The 19,652-nt window shown below is 63.4% G+C and carries 12 protein-coding genes; 5 read left to right on the top strand and 7 right to left on the bottom strand.

Going from position 1 to position 19,652, the window contains the following annotated elements:
• Window positions 1-125: 125 nt before the first annotated feature.
• Both fadD2 and fadD1 read left to right on the top strand, forming a co-directional pair.
• A complete protein-coding gene (fadD2, locus tag AK81_RS19865) occupies window positions 126-1,814 on the top strand; it encodes a long-chain-fatty-acid--CoA ligase FadD2 (RefSeq protein WP_043201681.1) in 1,689 nt (562 codons plus the stop codon).
• A gap of 373 nt (window positions 1,815-2,187) precedes the next feature.
• On the top strand, window positions 2,188-3,885 hold the full coding sequence (fadD1, locus tag AK81_RS19860) for a long-chain-fatty-acid--CoA ligase FadD1 (protein WP_043201679.1): 1,698 nt from the start codon (window positions 2,188-2,190) through the stop codon (window positions 3,883-3,885).
• A 103-nt stretch (window positions 3,886-3,988) separates the two neighbouring features.
• Here fadD1 and AK81_RS19855 read toward each other — a convergent pair whose 3' ends face one another.
• Both AK81_RS19855 and AK81_RS19850 read right to left on the bottom strand, forming a co-directional pair.
• Entirely contained in the window at window positions 3,989-5,296 is a 1,308-nt protein-coding gene (locus tag AK81_RS19855) for an NAD(P)/FAD-dependent oxidoreductase (protein ID WP_043201677.1), read from the bottom strand.
• A gap of 24 nt (window positions 5,297-5,320) precedes the next feature.
• Window positions 5,321-6,685 carry a glutamine synthetase family protein gene (locus AK81_RS19850; protein WP_043201675.1) on the bottom strand — a complete coding sequence of 455 codons (1,365 nt, stop codon included), beginning with the start codon at window positions 6,683-6,685 and terminating at the stop codon, window positions 5,321-5,323.
• A 570-nt stretch (window positions 6,686-7,255) separates the two neighbouring features.
• On the opposite strand from AK81_RS19850, the gene hrpA reads away from it, so the two are divergent.
• A complete protein-coding gene (gene hrpA, locus AK81_RS19845; protein ID WP_043201674.1) occupies window positions 7,256-11,161 on the top strand; it encodes an ATP-dependent RNA helicase HrpA in 3,906 nt (1,301 codons plus the stop codon).
• Between the two features lie 179 nt (window positions 11,162-11,340).
• On the top strand, window positions 11,341-12,462 hold the full coding sequence (locus tag AK81_RS19840; RefSeq protein ID WP_043201672.1) for a beta-ketoacyl-ACP synthase III: 1,122 nt from the start codon (window positions 11,341-11,343) through the stop codon (window positions 12,460-12,462).
• Window positions 12,463-12,677: 215 nt separating this feature from the next.
• Here the strand turns inward: AK81_RS19840 and AK81_RS19835 are convergent, their stop codons facing one another.
• Window positions 12,678-13,922, bottom strand: coding sequence for a putative porin (locus AK81_RS19835; protein ID WP_043201671.1), 1,245 nt, complete (start codon window positions 13,920-13,922; stop codon window positions 12,678-12,680).
• A gap of 263 nt (window positions 13,923-14,185) precedes the next feature.
• Here AK81_RS19835 and AK81_RS19830 point away from each other — a divergent pair, with 263 nt between their 5' ends.
• Entirely contained in the window at window positions 14,186-15,313 is a 1,128-nt protein-coding gene (locus tag AK81_RS19830; protein WP_043201704.1) for a GNAT family N-acetyltransferase, read from the top strand.
• Window positions 15,314-15,438: 125 nt separating this feature from the next.
• Here AK81_RS19830 and AK81_RS19825 read toward each other — a convergent pair whose 3' ends face one another.
• The 4 genes from AK81_RS19825 to AK81_RS19810 form a co-directional block, all read right to left on the bottom strand.
• The gene (locus AK81_RS19825) at window positions 15,439-17,271 is read right to left on the bottom strand and encodes an ABC transporter ATP-binding protein (RefSeq protein ID WP_043201670.1); all 1,833 of its coding nucleotides are present in this window, start codon (window positions 17,269-17,271) and stop codon (window positions 15,439-15,441) included.
• A gap of 63 nt (window positions 17,272-17,334) precedes the next feature.
• Window positions 17,335-17,892 (bottom strand): peptidylprolyl isomerase, encoded by a 558-nt coding sequence (locus tag AK81_RS19820; protein ID WP_043201669.1) that lies wholly within the window; start codon window positions 17,890-17,892, stop codon window positions 17,335-17,337.
• Window positions 17,886-18,698, bottom strand: coding sequence for an alpha/beta fold hydrolase (locus AK81_RS19815; protein ID WP_043201668.1), 813 nt, complete (start codon window positions 18,696-18,698; stop codon window positions 17,886-17,888). The genes AK81_RS19820 and AK81_RS19815 overlap by 7 nt, the downstream gene beginning before the upstream one ends.
• A gap of 13 nt (window positions 18,699-18,711) precedes the next feature.
• Window positions 18,712-19,635, bottom strand: coding sequence for a LysR family transcriptional regulator (locus AK81_RS19810; protein ID WP_043201665.1), 924 nt, complete (start codon window positions 19,633-19,635; stop codon window positions 18,712-18,714).
• Window positions 19,636-19,652: the final 17 nt, after the last annotated feature.

Here is a 19,652-nt window from a genome sequence, read left to right as displayed (position 1 = left end):
GGCACTTGGCGTATATGCCGCCTTGGGCTTACCTGCTAACGTCGGATCAACGCCTTTTCGCCAGCAGGCGATCAGGTAAAGGACTACAGGACGCAGTGCAGGTCCAGGCAGAGGAACAATAATAAATGCAAGCCGACTTCTGGAATGACAAGCGCCCGGCGGGCGTGCCTTCCACCATCGACATCAATGCCTACGCCTCGGTCGTCGAGGTGTTCGAGCGCTCCTGCAAGCGCTTTGCCGACCGCCCGGCGTTCAGCAACCTGGGCGTAACCCTGACCTACGCGGAGCTGGAGCGCCATTCGGCAGCCTTCGCCGCCTGGTTGCAGCAGCACACCGACCTCAAGCCGGGTGACCGCATCGCGGTGCAGATGCCCAACGTACTGCAATACCCGATTGCCGTCTTTGGTGCCATGCGCGCCGGCCTGATCGTGGTCAACACCAACCCGCTGTACACCGAGCGCGAAATGCGTCACCAGTTCAAGGACAGTGGCGCACGTGCGCTGGTGTACCTGAACATGTTTGGCAAGCGCGTGCAGGAGGTGTTGCCCGATACCGGCATCGAATACCTGATCGAGGCAAAGATGGGCGACTTGCTGCCCGCCGCCAAGGGCTGGCTGATCAACACGGTGGTCGACAAGCTGAAGAAGATGGTGCCAGCCTACCAGCTGCCCCAGGCGATAGCGTTCAAGCAGGTGCTGCGCCAGGGCCGCGAGCAGTCGCCCAAACCGGTGCCGTTGAGCCTGGACGACATTGCCGTGCTGCAGTACACCGGCGGCACTACCGGCCTGGCCAAGGGTGCCATGCTCACCCACGCCAACCTGGTGGCCAACATGTTGCAGGTGCTGGCCTGCTTCTCGCAGCATGGCCCCGACGGGCAGAAGCTGCTCAAGGACGGCCAGGAGGTGATGATCGCGCCCCTGCCGCTGTACCACATCTATGCCTTTACCGCGAACTGCATGTGCATGATGGTCACCGGCAACCACAACGTCCTGATCACCAACCCCCGGGACATTTCCGGTTTCATCAAGGAACTGGGCAAGTGGCGTTTCTCGGCACTGTTGGGGTTGAACACCCTGTTTGTCGCGCTGATGGACCATCCCGGTTTCCGCCAGCTGGACTTCTCGGCGCTGAAGGTCACCAACTCCGGCGGCACGGCGCTGGTCAAGGCCACCGCCGAGCGCTGGGAAGCCCTTACCGGGTGCCGCATTGTCGAAGGCTACGGCCTGACAGAAACCTCGCCGGTGGCCAGCACCAACCCTTATGGCGAGCTGGCGCGCCTGGGTACGGTGGGCATCCCGGTGGCGGGTACCGCGTTCAAGGTGATCGACGATGACGGTAACGAGATGCCGCTGGGCGAGCGGGGCGAGCTGTGCATCAAGGGCCCGCAGGTAATGAAGGGTTACTGGCAGCAGCCAGAGGCCACGGCTCAGGCCCTGGATGCGGACGGCTGGTTCAAGACCGGCGATATCGCGGTAATCGACCCGGACGGCTTCACCCGCATCGTCGACCGCAAGAAGGACATGATCATCGTCTCGGGCTTCAACGTGTACCCCAACGAGATCGAGGATGTGGTAATGGGCCACCCCAAGGTCGCCAACTGTGCAGCCATCGGCGTGCCGGACGAGCGCTCCGGCGAGGCCGTGAAGCTGTTCGTGGTGCCGCGCGAGGGAGGGGTTAGCGTGGAGGAGCTCAAAGCCTACTGCAAGGCCAACTTCACCGGCTACAAGGTACCCAAGCACATCGTGCTGCGTGATTCGTTGCCGATGACGCCGGTGGGCAAAATTCTGCGGCGGGAGTTGCGTGATATAGCTTGATACCGGGGTGGCCCCTTCGCGGGTGAACCCGCTCCCACAGGTACTGCATAGCATTTGAGCTCTGCGGAGGTCCTGTGGGAGCGGGTTCATCGGGGCGCCGAACCGCCGCGAAGGCTTCCAAGCTGCTCTAACAGGCCAGTTTCAGCCTGATCTGCGACATTTTGGTTAAAAACTCTAAAAATGACCTGCATTGTTCATTGAGTCATTTTTGTGACTATAAGGCCTGTTTTGGCCTCTAGGCGACCCCAGGCAAAGCTGTTACTCTCGGCCCGCTTTCAGACGATCCGGTTTGCAACGAACCGCCGTCTCATATCAATAATAAGCGCATCGACGCGCCAATCGAACTTCGCTGTTGCTGAAGGAGTGGGCTTCCATGATCGAAAATTTTTGGAAGGATAAGTACCCAGCCGGGATTACGGCGGAAATCAATCCTGACGAATTCCCCAATATCCAGGCAGTACTCAAGCAATCCTGCCAACGCTTTGCCGACAAACCGGCCTTTAGCAACCTGGGCAAGACTATCACTTATGGCGAGTTGTATGCGCTGTCGGGGGCGTTTGCCGCCTGGTTGCAGCAGCATACCGACCTCAAGCCCGGTGACCGCATTGCCGTGCAACTGCCCAACGTCATGCAATACCCGGTCGCGGTCTTCGGTGCCATGCGTGCCGGGCTGATCGTGGTCAACACCAACCCGCTGTATACCGCGCGGGAGATGGAACACCAGTTCAACGACTCCGGCGCCAAGGCCCTGGTGTGCCTGGCCAACATGGCCCATCTGGCCGAGAAGGTGGTGCCCAAGACCCAGGTCAAGCACGTCATCGTCACCGAAGTGGCCGACCTGCTGCCGCCGCTCAAGCGCCTGCTGATCAACAGCGTGATCAAGTACGTGAAGAAGATGGTGCCGGCCTACAGCCTGCCGCAGGCCGTGCGCTTCAACGACGCCCTGGCCCTGGGCAAGGGCCAGCCGGTGACCGAGGCCAACCCGCAGGCCAACGACGTGGCCGTGCTGCAGTACACCGGTGGCACAACCGGCGTGGCCAAAGGCGCCATGCTGACCCACCGCAACCTGGTGGCCAACATGCTGCAGTGCCGGGCACTGATGGGCTCGAACCTGCACGAAGGCTGCGAGATCCTCATCACCCCGCTGCCGCTGTACCACATCTACGCCTTTACCTTCCATTGCATGGCGATGATGCTGATCGGCAACCACAACGTGCTGATCAGCAACCCACGTGACCTGCCGGCCATGGTCAAGGAACTGGGCAAGTGGAAGTTCAGCGGCTTTGTCGGCCTCAACACCCTGTTCGTTGCCTTGTGCAACAACGAGGCGTTCCGTGCCCTGGACTTCTCGTCGCTGAAAATCACCCTGTCGGGCGGCATGGCCCTGCAACTGAGCGTGGCCGAGCGCTGGAAGGCCGTTACCGGCTGCGCTATCTGCGAAGGCTACGGCATGACCGAAACCAGCCCGGTGGCGGCGGTGAACCCGGCAGAAGCGAACCAGGTGGGTACCATTGGCATTCCGGTGCCATCGACCCTGTGCAAGATCATCGACGACGCCGGCAACGAGCTACCGCTTGGCGAAGTGGGCGAGTTGTGCGTCAAGGGCCCGCAGGTGATGAAGGGCTACTGGCAGCGTGAAGATGCCACCGCGGAGATCCTCGACAGCGAAGGCTGGTTGAAGACCGGCGATATCGCCCTGATCCAGGCGGACGGTTACATGCGCATTGTCGACCGCAAGAAGGACATGATCCTGGTCTCGGGCTTCAACGTGTACCCCAACGAGCTGGAAGACGTGCTGGCGGGCCTGCCAGGCGTGCTGCAGTGCGCAGCCATTGGTGTGCCGGACGAGAAGTCGGGTGAAGTGATCAAGGTGTTCATCGTGGTCAAGCCGGGCATGACCGTGACCAAGGAGCAGGTGATGGAGCACATGCGTGCCAACGTGACCGGCTACAAGGTGCCGCGCCAGATCGAGTTCCGCGATGCGCTGCCGACCACCAACGTGGGCAAGATCCTGCGCCGCGAGCTACGCGATGAAGAACTCAAGAAGCAAGGCCTGAAGAAGATCGCCTGATCGACCTCACCTGCTTCTTCGCGGGCATGCCCGCTCCCACAGGTCAAGCGCCGAGTCAGAGGGCTGCGCTATACCTGTGGGAGCGGGCATGCCCGCGAATGCTTCAGCGCAGTTTTTCCAGCATCTGGTAGTACCACATCCCCGCCGCCAGCAGCGGATTACCCAGCAAATCCCCCATCGGCACCCGCACATGCTTGCACTGGGCAAAGGTGTCGAACTTCTCCAGTGTCCCGGTCAACGCCTCGGCCATGATCTCGCCCATGATGTGGCTGGTGGCAATGCCGTGCCCCGAATAACCCTGGCAGTACCACACGTTGTCCGACAGCTTGCCCAGCTGCGGGATGCGGTTGACCACGATGCCCATGGCGCAGCTCCACTGGAACTCGATCGGCACCCCCTTCAACGCCGGGAAGGTGCGCTCGATGCACGGGCGCAGTTCGCCTTCGATGTCGCGTGAATCCTTGCCTGAGTAGTTGGCGCCACCCCCGAGCAGCAGGCGTTTGTCGGCGGTCAGGCGGTAATAGTCGAGCACGAATCGGCAGTCGTACACCGCCAGGTCCTGCGGGTTGATCTGCTCGGCCAGCTCACCCAACGGCGCGGTGGTGACGATGCCGCCCATGGCCGGGAAGATCTTGCCCTTGAGCTGGCGCTTTTCCAGTTTGTGGTACACGTCGCCGGCCAGCATCACCTGGCGTGCCTCGACCCGGCCGTGGGCGGTAACCACCGCTGGTCGCGGGCCGTGGACGATGTCCAGCACCTCGGAGTTTTCGAAGATCAGTGCACCCAGGCTGTGGGCAGCGCGGGCCTCACCCAGGCACAGGTTGAGCGGGTGCAGGTGCAGGTTGCGCAGGTTCTTCAACGCACCCAGGTACAGCGGGCTTTGCAGGTGCTCGGCCACCGCCGCGCGGTCGAGCAGTTGCACCTGCTCGCCCATGCCCCGGCGCTGTGCCTCGGCCTCGAATGCGCGCAGCTCGTTCATGTGCGAGGGCTTCATCGCCGCATGCAGGTGGCCGTGCTTGAGGTCGCAGTCGATGCCATAGCGCGCCACGCGCTGTTCGATCACCTGGTGCCCGCGCCAGCGCAGGTGCCAGATGAAATCGTCGACTTCGGTGCCCAGGTGGCTACGCATCTGCGTGCGCATGGCCTCGTCGCCCGACAGGCTGCCGGTGACCTGGCCGCCATTGCGCCCGCTGGCGCCCCAGCCGATGCGGTTGGTTTCGACGATGGCCACCTTCAGGCCACGCTCGGCCAGCTCCACCGCCGTGGCCACGCCGGTGAAGCCGCCACCGATGATGGCCACATCCACCTGCACCGTGCCCTTGAGCTGCGGGTACTCGGTGTGGTCGTTGAGGGTGGCGCTGTAGTAGGACGGCGCACGCTGCGCCGGGCCTTTGTTCAATGCTGCGTTCATGGATGTTCCTTGTTATGTAGGGGCTCAGGCCTGGTGCAGGTACCAGCGCCAGTCCTGCTCGCTGACTTCGGCCATGAACTGGCGGTACTCGGCGCGTTTGACCTTCAGGTACACGCCAAGGAAGTCTTCGCCCAATGCTTCGCGGGCCCAATGGGAATGGTGCAGGGCGTCGAGGGCGGTCAGCCAGTCGGTGGGCAGGTGTTCGGTGGCCTGGGCATAGCCGTTGCCTTCCACCGGTGCGCCCGGGTCCAGCTGTTCGCGAATGCCCCGGTGGCTGGCGGCGAGGATCGCCGCGGCAGCCAGGTAGGGGTTGGCATCGGCGCCGCAGATGCGGTGCTCCACATGCCGGCTGTTGGCCGGACCGCCTGGCACGCGCAGGCTCACGGTGCGGTTGTCCACGCCCCAGGTCGGCGCAAGCGGCGCATAGCTGTTGGCCTGGAAGCGGCGGAACGAGTTGGCGTTGGGGCAGAACAGCAGCAGCGACTCGCGCAGGTGGCGCAGCATGCCGGCCACAGCCTGGCGCAGCAGCGGGGTGCCGGCTTTGTCTTCACTGGCGAACAGGTTGTTGCCAGCGCTGTCGGCCAGGCTCAGGTGCATGTGCATGCCGGTACCGGCCAGGTTGGCAAACGGCTTGGCCATGAAGCAGGCCTGCATGCCGTGGGCATGGGCCACGCCTTTCACCAAACGCTTGTAGCGCACGGCCTGGTCCATCGCCTGCAGCGCATCGCCGTGCTCCAGGGTAATTTCCACCTGGCCGGGGGCGTATTCAGAAATAGCGGTACGCGCCGGAATGCCTTGGGCCTTGCAGGCGGCGTACAGGTCGGCGAGGAACGGTTCGATCTGCTCCAGCTCCCGCAGGCCATAGACCTGGGTGGAGCGCGGGCGGCCACCGTCGTTGTCCAGTGCCGGTTGCGGGCGGCCCTGGGCATCGCGTTGCTGGTCGAGCAGGAAGAACTCCAGCTCGCAGGCCATCACCGGGTGGTAGCCGTCGGCTTTCAGCGCTTCGATGGTGCGCAGCAGCACATGACGCGGGTCGGCGATGCTGGCCGGCAGGCCCTCGCTCGGGTGCATGCTGACCTGCACGGCAGCGGTGGGCACCCGGCGCCAGGGCAAGCGCACCAGGCTGCCTTCAAGCGGGTAGGCGCGGCAGTCGATGTCGCCCACGTCCCACACCAGGCCCGAGTTTTCCACGTCGTCGCCGTTCAGGGTCAGGCCAAGGATGGTGCTGGGCAGCGGCCGGCCGGTCTGGTAAACGGCCAGCAGTTCATCACGGTGCAACAGCTTGCCGCGCGGTACGCCATTGGCGTCGAGGATAAACAGTTCGAACAGCTCGATATCGGGGTTTTCGGCCAGGAAACGGGTAGCCTGCTCTACGGGTGCAAAGTGCATGATTGATTCGCTCACGGGCGCACAGGGCCACCGCACAAGCAGGCGGCCCAGTTGAGTCAAACGGCCAGAAGGAGGCCGGGTTTGGTCACAATGGCGTGAGCGAGGTGTCTGGTGGGCGCGCGTGGCGGCAGTGCCACAGGGCCCAGAAGGCGAGGATGATGTGCACCAGCGGATTTTCCCCGGCACGGCTCCGGGCCTTCGGTAGCGAAGGGCGGGACGACGGTGGGGCGATGGGCTGGACGGGAGTCATGCCTTTGATACTCACATGCGGCGTAAGGTTGATTAAAGCAGTGAATGGCAACCTTTACATATGCCCTTGCTAAACTTTCAGCCTCTACACGATCCCTGTAGGAGCGGCCTTGTGTCGCGATGGGCTGCGATAGCAGACCCGGCAATTTGTGCTGGGGCGCAGATCCTGGGGCTGCTGCCGCAGCCCATCGCGACGCAAGGCCGCTCCTACAGGGACCGTGCCAGCCATGACAGCAAAGTAGGCCCAAATCTGCGACAATCGCGCATCCTTCGAATGCCGATCATGAAAAAGCAGGCTCACCTGCATCACTAAAAAGCCCCATGACTGACCACGCCATCGACAAACTGCTGCAAAACCTCGACCACGCCATGATCGCCGACCGCCATCGTCTGCGCCGGCAACTGCACGAACTGCGCAAGCGCCCCGACGAGGCGAAGCTGGCGCAGTGGGTGGAGAAGGTCCAGGCCTCCTGCGCCCAGGTCACCGCGCGCCAGCAGAGCGTGCCGACCGTGCGCTACGACGACAACCTGCCGATCGCCGCCAAGCGTGATGAAATCAAGAAGGCCCTGGCCGAAAACCAGGTGCTGGTGATCGCTGGCGAAACCGGTTCGGGCAAGACCACCCAGCTGCCGAAAATCTGCCTGGAGCTGGGCCGTGGCAGCCATGGCCTGATCGCCCACACCCAGCCGCGCCGGATCGCCGCGCGTAGCGTGGCAGCGCGGGTTGCCGAGGAACTGGGCACGCCCTTGGGCGGGCTGGTCGGCTACCAGGTGCGTTTCGAAGACCAGAGCGATTCCAATACCCTGGTCAAGTTGATGACCGACGGCATCCTGCTGGCCGAAACCCAGCACGACCGCCTGCTGGAGCGCTACGACACAATCATTGTCGACGAAGCCCACGAACGCAGCCTGAACATCGACTTCCTGCTTGGCTACCTGAAGACCCTGCTGCATCGCCGGCCAGACCTGAAGCTGATCATCACCTCGGCGACCATCGACCTGGAGCGCTTCTCCAAGCACTTCGATAACGCGCCAATCATCGAGGTGTCCGGGCGCACCTTCCCGGTGGACACCTGGTACCGCCCGCTGACCAGCGAGCAGGACGAGGAAGGCAACCAGATCGAGGACGACCTCACCGTCGACCAGGCCATCCTCGCCACCCTGGATGAGCTGGCGCACCATGAGCGCAGTGAGGGCAAGGGCCCGGGCGATGTGCTGATCTTTTTGCCGGGCGAGCGGGAAATCCGCGATGCCGCCGAGATCCTGCGCAAGGCGCAACTGCGCCACACCGAGATTTTGCCGCTGTACGCGCGCCTGTCGCCGGCCGAGCAGCAGCGCATCTTCCAGCCGCACACCGGGCGCCGCGTGGTGCTGGCCACCAACGTTGCCGAAACCTCGCTGACCGTGCCTGGCATCCGCTACGTGATCGACACCGGTACCGCGCGCATCAGCCGCTACAGCTACCGCGCCAAGGTGCAGCGCCTGCCCATCGAGGCCGTGTCGCAAGCCAGTGCCAACCAGCGTAAAGGCCGCTGCGGCCGGGTCGAGCCCGGCATCTGCGTACGCCTGTACAGCGAAGAGGATTTCAATAGCCGGCCGGCGTTCACCGACCCGGAGATCCTGCGCACCAACCTGGCGGCGGTGATCCTGCAGATGCTGCACCTGCGCCTGGGCGCGATCGATGCCTTCCCGTTCATAGAGCCGCCGGATGGCAAGGCCATCAGCGATGGCTTCAACTTGTTGCAAGAGCTGTCGGCGGTCAACCGCGAGAACCAGCTGACCCCGATCGGCCGCCAGCTGGCGCGCCTGCCGGTCGACCCACGGCTGGGCCGCATGCTGCTCGAAGGCGCACGCCTGGGCAGCCTGCAGGAAGTGCTGATCGTCACCAGTGCGCTGTCGGTGCAGGACCCGCGCGAACGCCCGCCGGAGCGCCAGCAGGCTGCCGACCAGGCCCACGCACAGTGGAAAGATGTGGACTCCGACTTCGCCGCGCTGGTCAACCTGTGGCGTGGTTTCGAAGAGCAGCGCCAGGCGCTGACGGCCAACCCGCTGCGCAACTGGTGCCGCAAGAACTTCTTGAATTACCTGCGCCTGCGTGAATGGCGCGATGCCCACCGCCAGCTGGCACTGATCTGCCGTGAGCTGCAGTTGACGGTGAACAAGGAACCTTCTGACTACCAGAAGATGCACAAGGCCATCCTCAGCGGGCTGCTCAGCCAGATCGGCCAGAAGACCGAAGAGGGTGACTATCAGGGTGCCCGCCAACGGCGCTTCTGGGTGCACCCGTCGTCGGGCCTGGGGCGCAAGCGCCCGCAGTGGGTAATGGCCGCCGAACTGGTCGAGACCACCAAGCTGTACGCGCGCATGGTGGCCAAGATCGAGCCGGACTGGATCGAGCCGCTGGCCGGCCACTTGATCAAGAAGAACCACTTCGAACCGCACTGGGAGAAGAAGCGCGGGCAGGTGGTGGCCTATGAGCAGATCACGCTGTACGGCCTGATCCTGGTTGGCCGCCGCCCGGTGCACTACGGCCCGATCGACCCGGTCACCTCGCGCGAGCTGTTTATCCGCGAAGGCCTGGTGGGGGGCGAAATCCAGTCGCGGGCCAGGTGCCTGGCGGCCAACAAGCGCCTGCTTGAAGAACTCGACGAGCTGGAGGCCAAGGCCCGTCGGCGCGACATCCTGGCCGACGAAGAAACGCTGTACGCCTTCTACGAAGCGCGCCTGCCAGCGGAAATCCACCAGACTGCGACCTTCGACAGCTGGTACCGCATGGGCAGCCAGAAAGACGCCAACCTGCTGATCATGCGCGAAGAAGACGTGCTGGCCCGCGAGGCCAGCGAAGTAACCGCAGCGCAATACCCCGACAGCATGCAGGTGGGCGAGCTGCGCTTGCCGCTGAGCTACCACTTCGAGCCCGGCCACCCGCGTGACGGCGTGACCGTGCGGGTGCCGGCACCGCTGTTGCCAAGCCTGCCCGGCGAGCGCCTGGAATGGTTGGTGCCCGGCCTGCTGGAAGCCAAGTGCGTGGCGCTGGTGCGCAACCTGCCCAAGGCCCTGCGCAAGAACTTCGTGCCGGTGCCGGACTTCGTCAAGGCTTCGCTGGCGCGCATGACTTTCGGCCAAGGGGCGCTGCCGCAGGCCCTGGGCCAGGAGCTGTTGCGCATGACCGGTGCGCGGGTGTCCGATGAGGCCTGGGACGAATCGGTCAAGCTGGTCGAAGGCCACCTGCGGATGAACATCGAAGTGGTCGATGGCCAAGGTAAGTTCCTTGGCGAAGGCCGCGACCTGGCCGAACTGACTGCACGCTTTGCCGCTGCCAGCCAGGCAGCGCTGGCGGTGCCGCGTGATGCCAAAAGCGAACAGCCGGTGCAGGCCAAAGCCTTCAGCGAAGTGAAACAGACTGCCCAGCAGAAGATTGCCGGCCTGTCGATGACCGTGTACCCGGCGCTGGTGGAAGACAATGGCACTGTGCGCGAAGGGCGCTTCTCGACCCAGGCCGAAGCCGAGTTCCAGCACCGCCGCGCGTTGCAACGGCTGTTGCTGCAGCAACTGGCCGAGCCGGCCAAGTTCCTGCGCGGCAAGCTGCCGGGGCTGACCGAACTGGGCCTGCTGTACCGTGACATGGGCCGGGTCGAGGCGCTGGTCGAAGACATTCTGCTGGCCAGCCTGGACAGCTGCATCCTCGAAGGCGAACAACCGCTGCCTCGTGATGGCGCGGCCTTGGCCGGGCTGGCTGAACGCAAGCGCGGCAGCTGGGCCGAGCATGCCGAGCGCCTGGCGCGCTTGACGTTGGAGGTGCTGAAACTCTGGCATGGCCTGCAGAAGCGCTTCAAGGGCAAGATCGACCTGAGCCAGGCGGTGGCGCTGAACGACATCAAGCAGCAGCTAAGCAACCTGGTGTACCCGGGTTTTGTGCGCGAAACCCCCGGGGCCTGGTTCAAGGAGCTGCCGCGTTACCTCAAGGCGGTGGAACTGCGCCTGGAGAAGCTGGGTTCGCAAGTGCAGAAGGACCGCGTCTGGTCCGGCGAACTGGCCAACCTGTGGGCGCAGTACAAGGCCCGTGCCGACAAGCATGCCCAGGAGGGCAAGCGTGACGAGCAACTGGCTTTGTACCGCTGGTGGCTGGAGGAATATCGGGTGTCGCTGTTTGCCCAGCAGTTGGGGACCAAAGTGCCGATTTCTGACAAAAGATTGAGCAAGCAGTGGAGCCAGGTGGAGGGCTAAACTGCTTCATTTGTGGCAATATTGATGCAATTCGGGGCCGTGCTGCGGCCCCTGTGGGAGCGGGTTTACCCGCGAACGAGGGCGCAGCCCTCGCCCTTAAATTGGCACTAAAGTGCCATTATCCTGTCATATTCCCAGCCAGCGCCCCGTGGCGATGGCCTTTGACCAGAGGAACGACCGTGCATAACGTCGTGATCAGCGGCACCGGCCTGTACACCCCGGCCCAGAGCATTTCCAACGAAGAACTGGTGGCCTCTTTCAACGCCTGGTCGCAGCAGTTCAACCAGGACAACGCCGCCGCCATCGAGCGCGGTGAGGTCGAAGCGGCGCCGGTGTCTGACGCGGCATTCATCGAAAAGGCCTCGGGCATCAAGAGCCGCTTCGTCATGGACAAGGCCGGCATTCTCGACCCGCAGCGCATGAAGCCATGCCTGCCAGAGCGTTCCAACGACGAACCGTCGGTGCTCTGCGAAATGGCCGTGGCCGCCGCTCGCCAGGCCCTGGAGCGCGCCGGCCGCACGGCTGCCGATGTCGACGGGGTGATCGTCGCCTGCTCCAACTTGCAGCGCCCATACCCGGCCATTGCCATCGAAGTACAACAGGCGCTGGGCATCCAGGGCTTTGCCTTCGACATGAACGTAGCCTGCTCGTCGGCCACCTTCGGCATCCAGACCGCCGCCAACAGCGTGGCCCTGGGCCAGGCGCGCGCGGTGCTGATGGTCAACCCGGAGGTGTGCACCGGCCACCTGAACTTCCGTGACCGTGACAGCCATTTCATTTTCGGTGATGCCGCCACCGCGGTGCTGATCGAGCGTGCCGACCAGGCCACCTCGGCGCACCAGTTCGAGATCGTCAGCAGCAAGTTGTGGACCGAGTTCTCCAACAACATCCGCAACAACTTCGGCTTCCTCAACCGTGCGGCGGAAGAAGGCGAAGGTGCGGCAGACAAATTGTTCATCCAGGAAGGCCGCAAGGTGTTCCGCGAGGTGTGCCCGAAAGTGGCCGAGCTGATCGGTGAGCACCTGCAGGAAAACGGCCTGCAGCCGAGCGATGTGAAGCGCTTCTGGCTGCACCAGGCCAACCTCAGCATGAACCACCTGATCGTCAAGAAGCTGCTGGGGCGTGAAGTGGCCGAGGAAGATGCACCGGTGATTCTCGACCGTTATGGCAACACCAGTTCGGCGGGGTCGGTGATTGCCTTCCACCTGTACCAGGATGACCTGGCCAAGGGCTCGCTGGGTGTGTTGAGCTCGTTTGGTGCGGGGTATTCGATTGGTAGCGTGATTCTGCGCAAGCGCTGATTGCCTGGTCTGATCCGAGATAGCCGGGGCCGCTTTGCGGCCCATTCGCAGCACAAGGCTGCTCCTACAAGGGATCGCGTCCCCCTGTAGGAGCAGCCTTGTGCTGCGAATGGGCTGCAAAGCAGCCCCTTGCAATGTCACAGGCAAAAAAAAGCGGGAAACGCCGGATGGGGTCGGCATTTCCCGCTTCAGAGTGAAGCAGAGGAGGGTGTCGCTTAGAACTTGGCTTCCAGGTCCACCTGCAGGGTGTCTACGTCAGCATCGCTGTTCGGCAGGTTGGAATAATCGGTCTTGGCCATCATGTAGGCCGCGCCCAGGGCGAAGTTCTTGTCGATTTCGTAACCCACCTTGAACTTGTGGCCACGGGAACCGGTGAAGCCGTTACCGAAGTCGGAGTCGGTGAACAGGCTGACTACACCGTTACGCTGCACGTCGCGGTAGTTGTAGTCCAGGCTCCAGGCGCCGATCTTGCTTTTCAGGCCGGCCAGCCAGGCCTTGTCCTTGCCGTCGGTGCTTTCGGTGTTCTTGACGAACTGGCCGTAAGCCGACAGCGGGATGGCGAAGCCAGTAAAGTCGACCTGGCCGAAACCTTCCACCAGCTGGAACTCGTTGGTGGTGTTGCCCAGCGAAGCCAGGGCAGCCGAGGCCTTGTCGTTGTCGTAGCCGTAGATGCTGCCGCCAATGGTGACCTTGACGGTGTCAGCCGCATTGAACTTGGTACCCAACTGGGCCGCATACAGCTGTGCGTCGTGCTTGTACTGCACGCCGTCGCCGTCGACGTTGTCCTTCAGGTTGTAGTGGCCGATGCTGCCGAACACTTCAGCCGGGCCGAGGTTGGTCTTGTAGGTGGCCGCCACACCTTCCGGGTTGATGTCGCTGTCCCAGATGATGTCGCCCATGCTCACCCAGGGCTGCATCATCTTGCCGCCGATCAGGTGCAGGTTTGGCACGGCAGTCGGGTGCCAGTCGAGGTAGGCCAGGTCGACCCACAGCGATTTCTTCTCGAAGTAGTTGTCCAGGCTCTGGTTGGTCGAGCGAGCATCGGCGCTGCTGCCGGTGGCCACACGTACACCGGCGTCGACCTGCGGGTTGATCTCGCTATAGAAACCGACACGGGCACGCACGCGCTCACGGTCCTGGTTGCCACTGCGGGAGATCGGATTGTCGACGTTGACGTCTTCGTAACGCAGGCGCACGTCACCCTTGATCTGGGTCTTGGCGGCCCATGCCACTTTTTGTTCAAAGGAGCTCATACGTTCGGACTGAGCTTTCTGGTCGGCCTTTTCCTTGGTTTCTTTTGCCAGGTCGCCTTGCAGTTCGCTGTACTGCGCCTGGTTGATCGAGCCATTGGCGCGGAGCATTTCGAGCAGCTTGGCGTCGACAGCAGCACTGGCCGGGGCGCTCAGAGCCAGCATCATGCCGGTGAGGCTCACTCCGGTAAGTGTAGAAACAAGACGCATAAGGTTCTCCCTACTGAAAAAAAATGGGGGAGGCTCAAGCGCCTGCCCCTGCGTTGGCATGTCTTCGGAAAGGGCCTGAATAGACAGGTTCTGGGGTTCCGGAAAACAGGCGCAAGTATTGCGGGGGCCAATGACAGATTAATGTCTAATTAGTGGCACTGTTGTTAAGTAATTGAGAATAAAAGGATCAGCACGGCGTTCGTCATTTGAGTGCCGGGCGTTCCTTGGGGATACTGAACGCCTTCAGACAGCGAGCCGAAACCGTGACCAGCCTGTATAGCCTTGCCCATCTGCGTGATCTTCCGGCGGCCACCTGGGATGCCCTGGTGCCGGCGGGCCAACCGTTCCTGCGCCATGCCTTCCTCAGCGCCATGGAAGACAGCGGCAGCGTGCAGCGCAACACCGGCTGGGCCGCCGAGCACCTGGTGCTGGAGCGTGACGGGCAGGTGCGGGCGCTGTTGCCGGCGTACCGCAAGTGGCACTCGTTTGGCGAGTATGTGTTCGATCATGGCTGGGCCGATGCTTGTGAACGGGCTGGTATCGCCTACTACCCCAAGCTGCTCGGCGCTGTGCCGTTCAGCCCGGTCAGCGGCCCACGCCTGCTGGCGGCCGATCCGGCCGACGGTTTGTTGATGCTGCAGGCCCTGCCGGAGTACCTGGGCAAGGGCGGCCTTTCCAGTGCCCACATCAACTTCACCGACCCGGCGCTGGACGCGCAGTTGGCCGGCCTGCCCGGGTGGATGGAGCGCCTGGGTTGCCAGTTTCACTGGCAAAACCGGGGCTATCGCGACTTCCAGGATTTTCTCGACAGCCTGAGCTCGCGCAAGCGCAAACAGATGCGCAAGGAGCGTGAGCAGGTGGCGGGGCAGGGCATCGAATTCCGTTGGTACCGCGGTGATGAACTGGACGAGGCACAGTGGGATTTCGTCTTTCAATGTTATGCCAACACCTATGCGGTGCGCCGACGCGCGCCTTACCTGACCCGCGAGTTTTTCAGCCTGCTGGCCGAGCGTATGCCCGAGGCGCTGCGGGTGGTGATGGCCCGCCAGGGTGGGCGTGATGTGGCGATGGCCTTGAGCCTGGTGGGGGGCGACAGCCTGTTTGGCCGTTACTGGGGGTGCCTGGATGAGTTTGACCGGCTGCATTTCGAAACGTGTTTCTACCAGGGCATGGACTTTGCCATTGCCGAGGGTTACCAGCGTTTCGATGCCGGGGCGCAGGGCGAGCACAAGCTGATACGCGGGTTTGAACCGGTGTTGACGCGGTCCTGGCATTACCTGCTGCACCCAGGGTTGCGGCGGGCGGTGGAGGATTTTCTGCTGCAGGAGCGAGAAGGGGTCAAGGGGTATGCCGAGGAGGCCAGGGGGATGTTGCCCTACCGTCGGGACTGAGCATTTTGTGTTGCCTGTACCGGCCTCTTCGCGGGCTTGCCCGCTCCCACAGGTATTGCACAGATCTGATGGCCTGTGGTGAACCTGTGGGAGCGGGCGAGCCCGCGAAGAGGCCGGTGCAGGCGTCAGTCGACCCCGACAAAGCCCCCGGTCTGGTGATGCCACAACCGGGCATACAGCCCTTGCTGCTCCAGCAACTCGGCATGGCTGCCGCTCTCGACAATCCGGCCCTTGTCCAGCACCACCAGCCGGTCCATCCGCGCGATGGTCGACAGCCGATGGGCAATGGCAATCACGGTCTTGCCCTGCATCAGCGTCTCCAGGCTTTCCTGGATGGCTGCCTCTACCTCCGAGTCCAGCGCTGACGTGGCTTCGTCCATGATCAGGATCGGCGCATTCTTCAACAGCACCCGGGCAATGGCGATGCGCTGGCGTTGGCCGCCCGACAACTTGACCCCGCGCTCGCCCACATGGGCATCGAAACCGGTGCGCCCCTGGGCGTCCGACAACTGCGGGATAAACTCGTCGGCGCGGGCGCGACGAACCGCCTCGTGCAACTCGGCCTCGCTGGCGTCGGGGCGGCCATACAGCAGGTTGTCGCGGATCGAGCGGTGCAGCAACGAGGTGTCCTGGGTGATCATGCCGATCTGTGCGCGCAGGCTGGCCTGGCTGACTTTGGCAATGTCCTGGCCATCGATGAGGATACGCCCGCCCTGCACGTCATACAGGCGCAGCAGCAGGTTGACCAAGGTCGACTTGCCCGCCCCGGACGGGCCGATCAGGCCGATTTTTTCGCCCGGGCGAATGTTCAGGTCGAGCCCTTCGATCACATTGGCAGCCTTGCCATAGTGGAAGTCGACATCATCGAAATGCACCGCGCCGCGGCTGACCTTGAGCGCTGGCGCGTTGGGCTGGTCGGTGACGGTAACCGGTTGGGCGATGGTCTGCAGGCCGTCCTGGACCATGCCGATGTTCTCGAAGATGCCGTTGACCACCCACATGATCCAGCCCGACATGTTGACGATGCGGATCACCAGGCCGGTGGCCAGGGCGATGGCGCCAACGGTGATCATTGACTGGCTCCACAGCCACAGCGCCAGGCCCGTGGTGGCGACCACCAGCAGGCCGTTGAGGGTGGTGATGACCACATCCATGCTGGTGATCACCCGCGAGGCCAGCTGGGTTTTCTCGGTTTGCTCGCGGATCGCTTCACGCGCGTACTGCTGCTCGTAGTCGGTATGGGCGAACAGCTTCAGCGTGGCGATGTTGGTGTAGCCATCGACGATACGCCCCATCAGCTTGGAGCGGGCGTCGGATGAGACCACCGAGCGCTCCTTGACCCGCGGCACGAAGTAGAACAGCGCGGCGATGTAGCCGGCGATCCAGACCAGCAGCGGCAGCATCAGGCGCCAGTCGGCCTCGGCGAACAGCACCAGCGAGGTGATGGCGTAGATCAGCACGTGCCACAGCGCGTCCACCGCCTGCACGGCAGAATCACGCAGCGAGTTGCCGGTCTGCATGATGCGCTGGGCGATGCGCCCGGCGAAGTCGCTCTGGAAGAAGTTCAGGCTCTGCTTGAGCACATAGGTGTGGTTTTGCCAGCGGATCAGGCTGGTCATGCCGGGGTTGATGGTCTGGTGCACCAGCAGGTCGTGCAGGCCGAAGAACAACGGCCGCAGCAGCAGGATCACCACCAGCATCCAGATCAGTTCACCGCTGTGCTCGCTGAAGAAGTTTGCGTTTGGCGTGCCCTGGGCCAGGTCGATGATGCGGCTGAGGTAGCTGAACATCGCCACCTCGATCAGCGAGGCGAACAGGCCGACCACTAGCAGGGCGAGGAAGCTTGGCCACACCTGGCGCAGGTAATACAGGTAGAACGGCCACACCGTGGACGGCGGTGACTCGCTGGGCGCTTCGCGAAAAATATCGATCAGTTGTTCGAAACGGCGGTACAGCATGGGTGACAACACTCCTGTTCAACCCGACCCTCAGGCGGTTTCACGTCCTTGTGAAGCCTGCGGTCAGTCGATGCGTTTGGCCGACTTGATGTAGACCGGGTCGGCCGGTACATCGCGCATGCCTTTTTTGATGGTGGTTGGCGAGTTGACGATCTGGTCGACCACCTCCATGCCCTTGGTCACTTTGCCGAACACGGCGTAGCCACGGTCACGCCCCGGGTTGAGGAAGTCGTTGTCGGCCACGTTGATGAAGAACTGGCTGGTGGCGGAGTTCGGGTCCGAGGTGCGTGCCATCGACAAGGTGCCGCGGGTGTTCAACAGGCCATTGCTGGCCTCGTTCTTGATCGGGTCTTTGGTGTTCTTCTGCGCCATCTGGTCGGTAAAGCCGCCGCCCTGGACCATGAAGCCCGGGATCACGCGGTGGAAGATGGTGTTGTTGTAGAAGCCGCTGTCGACGTACTCGAGGAAGTTCTTGGTACTGATCGGCGCCTTCTCGGCGTTCAGCTCGATTTCGACCTGGCCGAAGCTGGTGTCGAGCAGGACGTGCGGGGTCTTGTCGGAGGCCATGACGCTGGTGGCGAAGGCGACCGAGCAGGCGGTGAGCAGGAGTTTTTTCAGCATGGGCTCAAAGATCCTTGAGAGGTGGAAGCGGTTGCGAGGAACTGCAGCAGGGTCTGATTGAAGACCTCGGGTTGATCGAGGGGCGTAGCGTGCCGGGAATCGTCGACGACGGCCAGCGTGGCGTTGGGCATCAGGGCCACGTAACGCTCTTTTAGTTGTATCGGGGTGTAATCGTGGTCGGCGGCGATCACCAGAGTTGGACAGTGGACCTGCCCGATGCGTTCCTGCACGCCCCAGTCGACGATGGCGTCGAAGCTCTTGAGGTAGGCGCGTTTGTCATTGCGTGCCCAACGCTGGGCCATCTTCTGCCGCAGGTCTGCTTGATGGGGCTTGGGGAACAGGCGCTCGGCCAGGCCCTTGCCGACGGTTTCGACGCTGAGCAGGCGCGCCAGGCCCCAGCGCTTGAGCCACCAGAGCCAGTCACTGCGGGTGCGGCGCTTGACCTCGGGGGCGCTGTTGACGATGCACAGGCTGCGCAACCACTGCGGGTGGTCGACCGCGAACTGAAAACCGACCATGCCACCCATGGACAGGCCGACGAAGTGCACGGGGCCTGTGTGCAGGTGTTCGAGCAGGGCCAGCAGGTCGGCACTGAAGGTGGCGATCTGGTAGCCGTCGCGGGGCTTGTCGGAGCGGCCGTGGCCGCGTATGTCCATGACGATCACCCGGTAATGACGGCTGAGCACCGGCACCTGCAACTCCCAGTCCTGGCAGCTGGAGCCCAGGCCGTGCAGCAACACCAAGGGTTCGCCCTGGCCATATTCCTCGTAATGCAGTGCGCATCCTTCGTGTTCGAAATAGGCCATGGGCGCGGTCCTCTCAGGCTTGCGGGGGGGCTGCGAAGGGCACGTCCAGTGGCGCGGTGTCGAAGTTGCGCAGCAGGTCGATGAGAATCTGCGTGGCCGGGCCCAGGGTCTTCTCTTTGCTCGAATAAAGGTAGAACAGTGGGTGGCGGCTGCCACCCTGATCCAGCAGCAGCGGTTTGAGTACGCCCTCAGTCAGCTCGCGCTCGATCATGTGCCGGGGCAGCCAGGCAAAGCCCAGGCCACTGCTGACAAAGGTGGCGGCGGTGCCCAGGCTGCCGACGGTCCAGCGCTGTTCGGCGCCCAGCCAGCCGACGTCGCGTGGCTGCGCGCGGCCGGAGTCGCGGATGACCACCTGCAACTGGCTTTCCAGGTCCTGGAAGGTGAGTTCCCGGCCCAGGCGGTGCAGGCTGTGTTCAGGGTGGGCGACGGCGACGAACTCCACCGCGCTCAGTTCGGCGCCCAGGTAGCCGCCAATGCTGTAGCTGCTGATGGCCAGGTCGGCGATGCCTTCGTGCATCACTTCTTCTACGCCAGACAGCACTTCTTCACGCAGGCGCACCCGGCAGCCGCGGCTTTGCGGCATGAACGCGGCCAGGGCACGTACCAGGCGGGCACTGGGGTAGGCGGCATCGACCACCAGGCGCACCTCGGCCTCCCAGCCTTGCTCCATGTGGTGGGCAAGGTCTTCGAGCTGGCTGGCCTGCTTGACCAGGTGGCGCGAGCGGCGCAGCAGCACGTTGCCGGCCTCGGTGAGCACCGCCTTGCGGCCGTCGATGCGCAGCAGTGGCACGCCCAGTTGTTCCTGCATGCGGGCCACGGTGTAGCTGACCGAGGACTGCGACCGGTGCAGTGCCTCGGCGGCCTGGGCAAACCCGCCGTGATCGACCACTGCTTGCAGGGTTCGCCACTGGTCAAGGGTTACGCGCGGCGCTTTCATCTTTCGCTCCTGTTGTC

Origin of the sequence: Pseudomonas putida W15Oct28 (assembly GCF_000708715.2) — a bacterium.
Taxonomy (GTDB): Bacteria; Pseudomonadota; Gammaproteobacteria; order Pseudomonadales; family Pseudomonadaceae; genus Aquipseudomonas; species Aquipseudomonas putida_R.
The sequence above is the reverse complement of the archived record's forward strand: the minus strand, read 5'-3'. Positions and strand labels throughout refer to the sequence as shown.

Excerpts from the sequence above, each read along its gene's own strand:
- fadD2 (WP_043201681.1), top strand. The coding sequence starts at position 126 with ATGCAAGCCGACTTCTGGAATGACAAGCGCCCGGCGGGCGTGCCTTCC.
- fadD1 (WP_043201679.1), top strand. The coding sequence starts at position 2,188 with ATGATCGAAAATTTTTGGAAGGATAAGTACCCAGCCGGGATTACGGCG.
- AK81_RS19855 (WP_043201677.1), bottom strand. The coding sequence starts at position 5,296 with ATGAACGCAGCATTGAACAAAGGCCCGGCGCAGCGTGCGCCGTCCTAC.
- AK81_RS19850 (WP_043201675.1), bottom strand. The coding sequence starts at position 6,685 with ATGCACTTTGCACCCGTAGAGCAGGCTACCCGTTTCCTGGCCGAAAAC.
- hrpA (WP_043201674.1), top strand. The coding sequence starts at position 7,256 with ATGACTGACCACGCCATCGACAAACTGCTGCAAAACCTCGACCACGCC.
- AK81_RS19835 (WP_043201671.1), bottom strand. The coding sequence starts at position 13,922 with ATGCGTCTTGTTTCTACACTTACCGGAGTGAGCCTCACCGGCATGATG.
- AK81_RS19825 (WP_043201670.1), bottom strand. The coding sequence starts at position 17,271 with ATGCTGTACCGCCGTTTCGAACAACTGATCGATATTTTTCGCGAAGCG.
- AK81_RS19820 (WP_043201669.1), bottom strand. The coding sequence starts at position 17,892 with ATGCTGAAAAAACTCCTGCTCACCGCCTGCTCGGTCGCCTTCGCCACC.
- AK81_RS19815 (WP_043201668.1), bottom strand. The coding sequence starts at position 18,698 with ATGGCCTATTTCGAACACGAAGGATGCGCACTGCATTACGAGGAATAT.
- AK81_RS19810 (WP_043201665.1), bottom strand. The coding sequence starts at position 19,635 with ATGAAAGCGCCGCGCGTAACCCTTGACCAGTGGCGAACCCTGCAAGCA.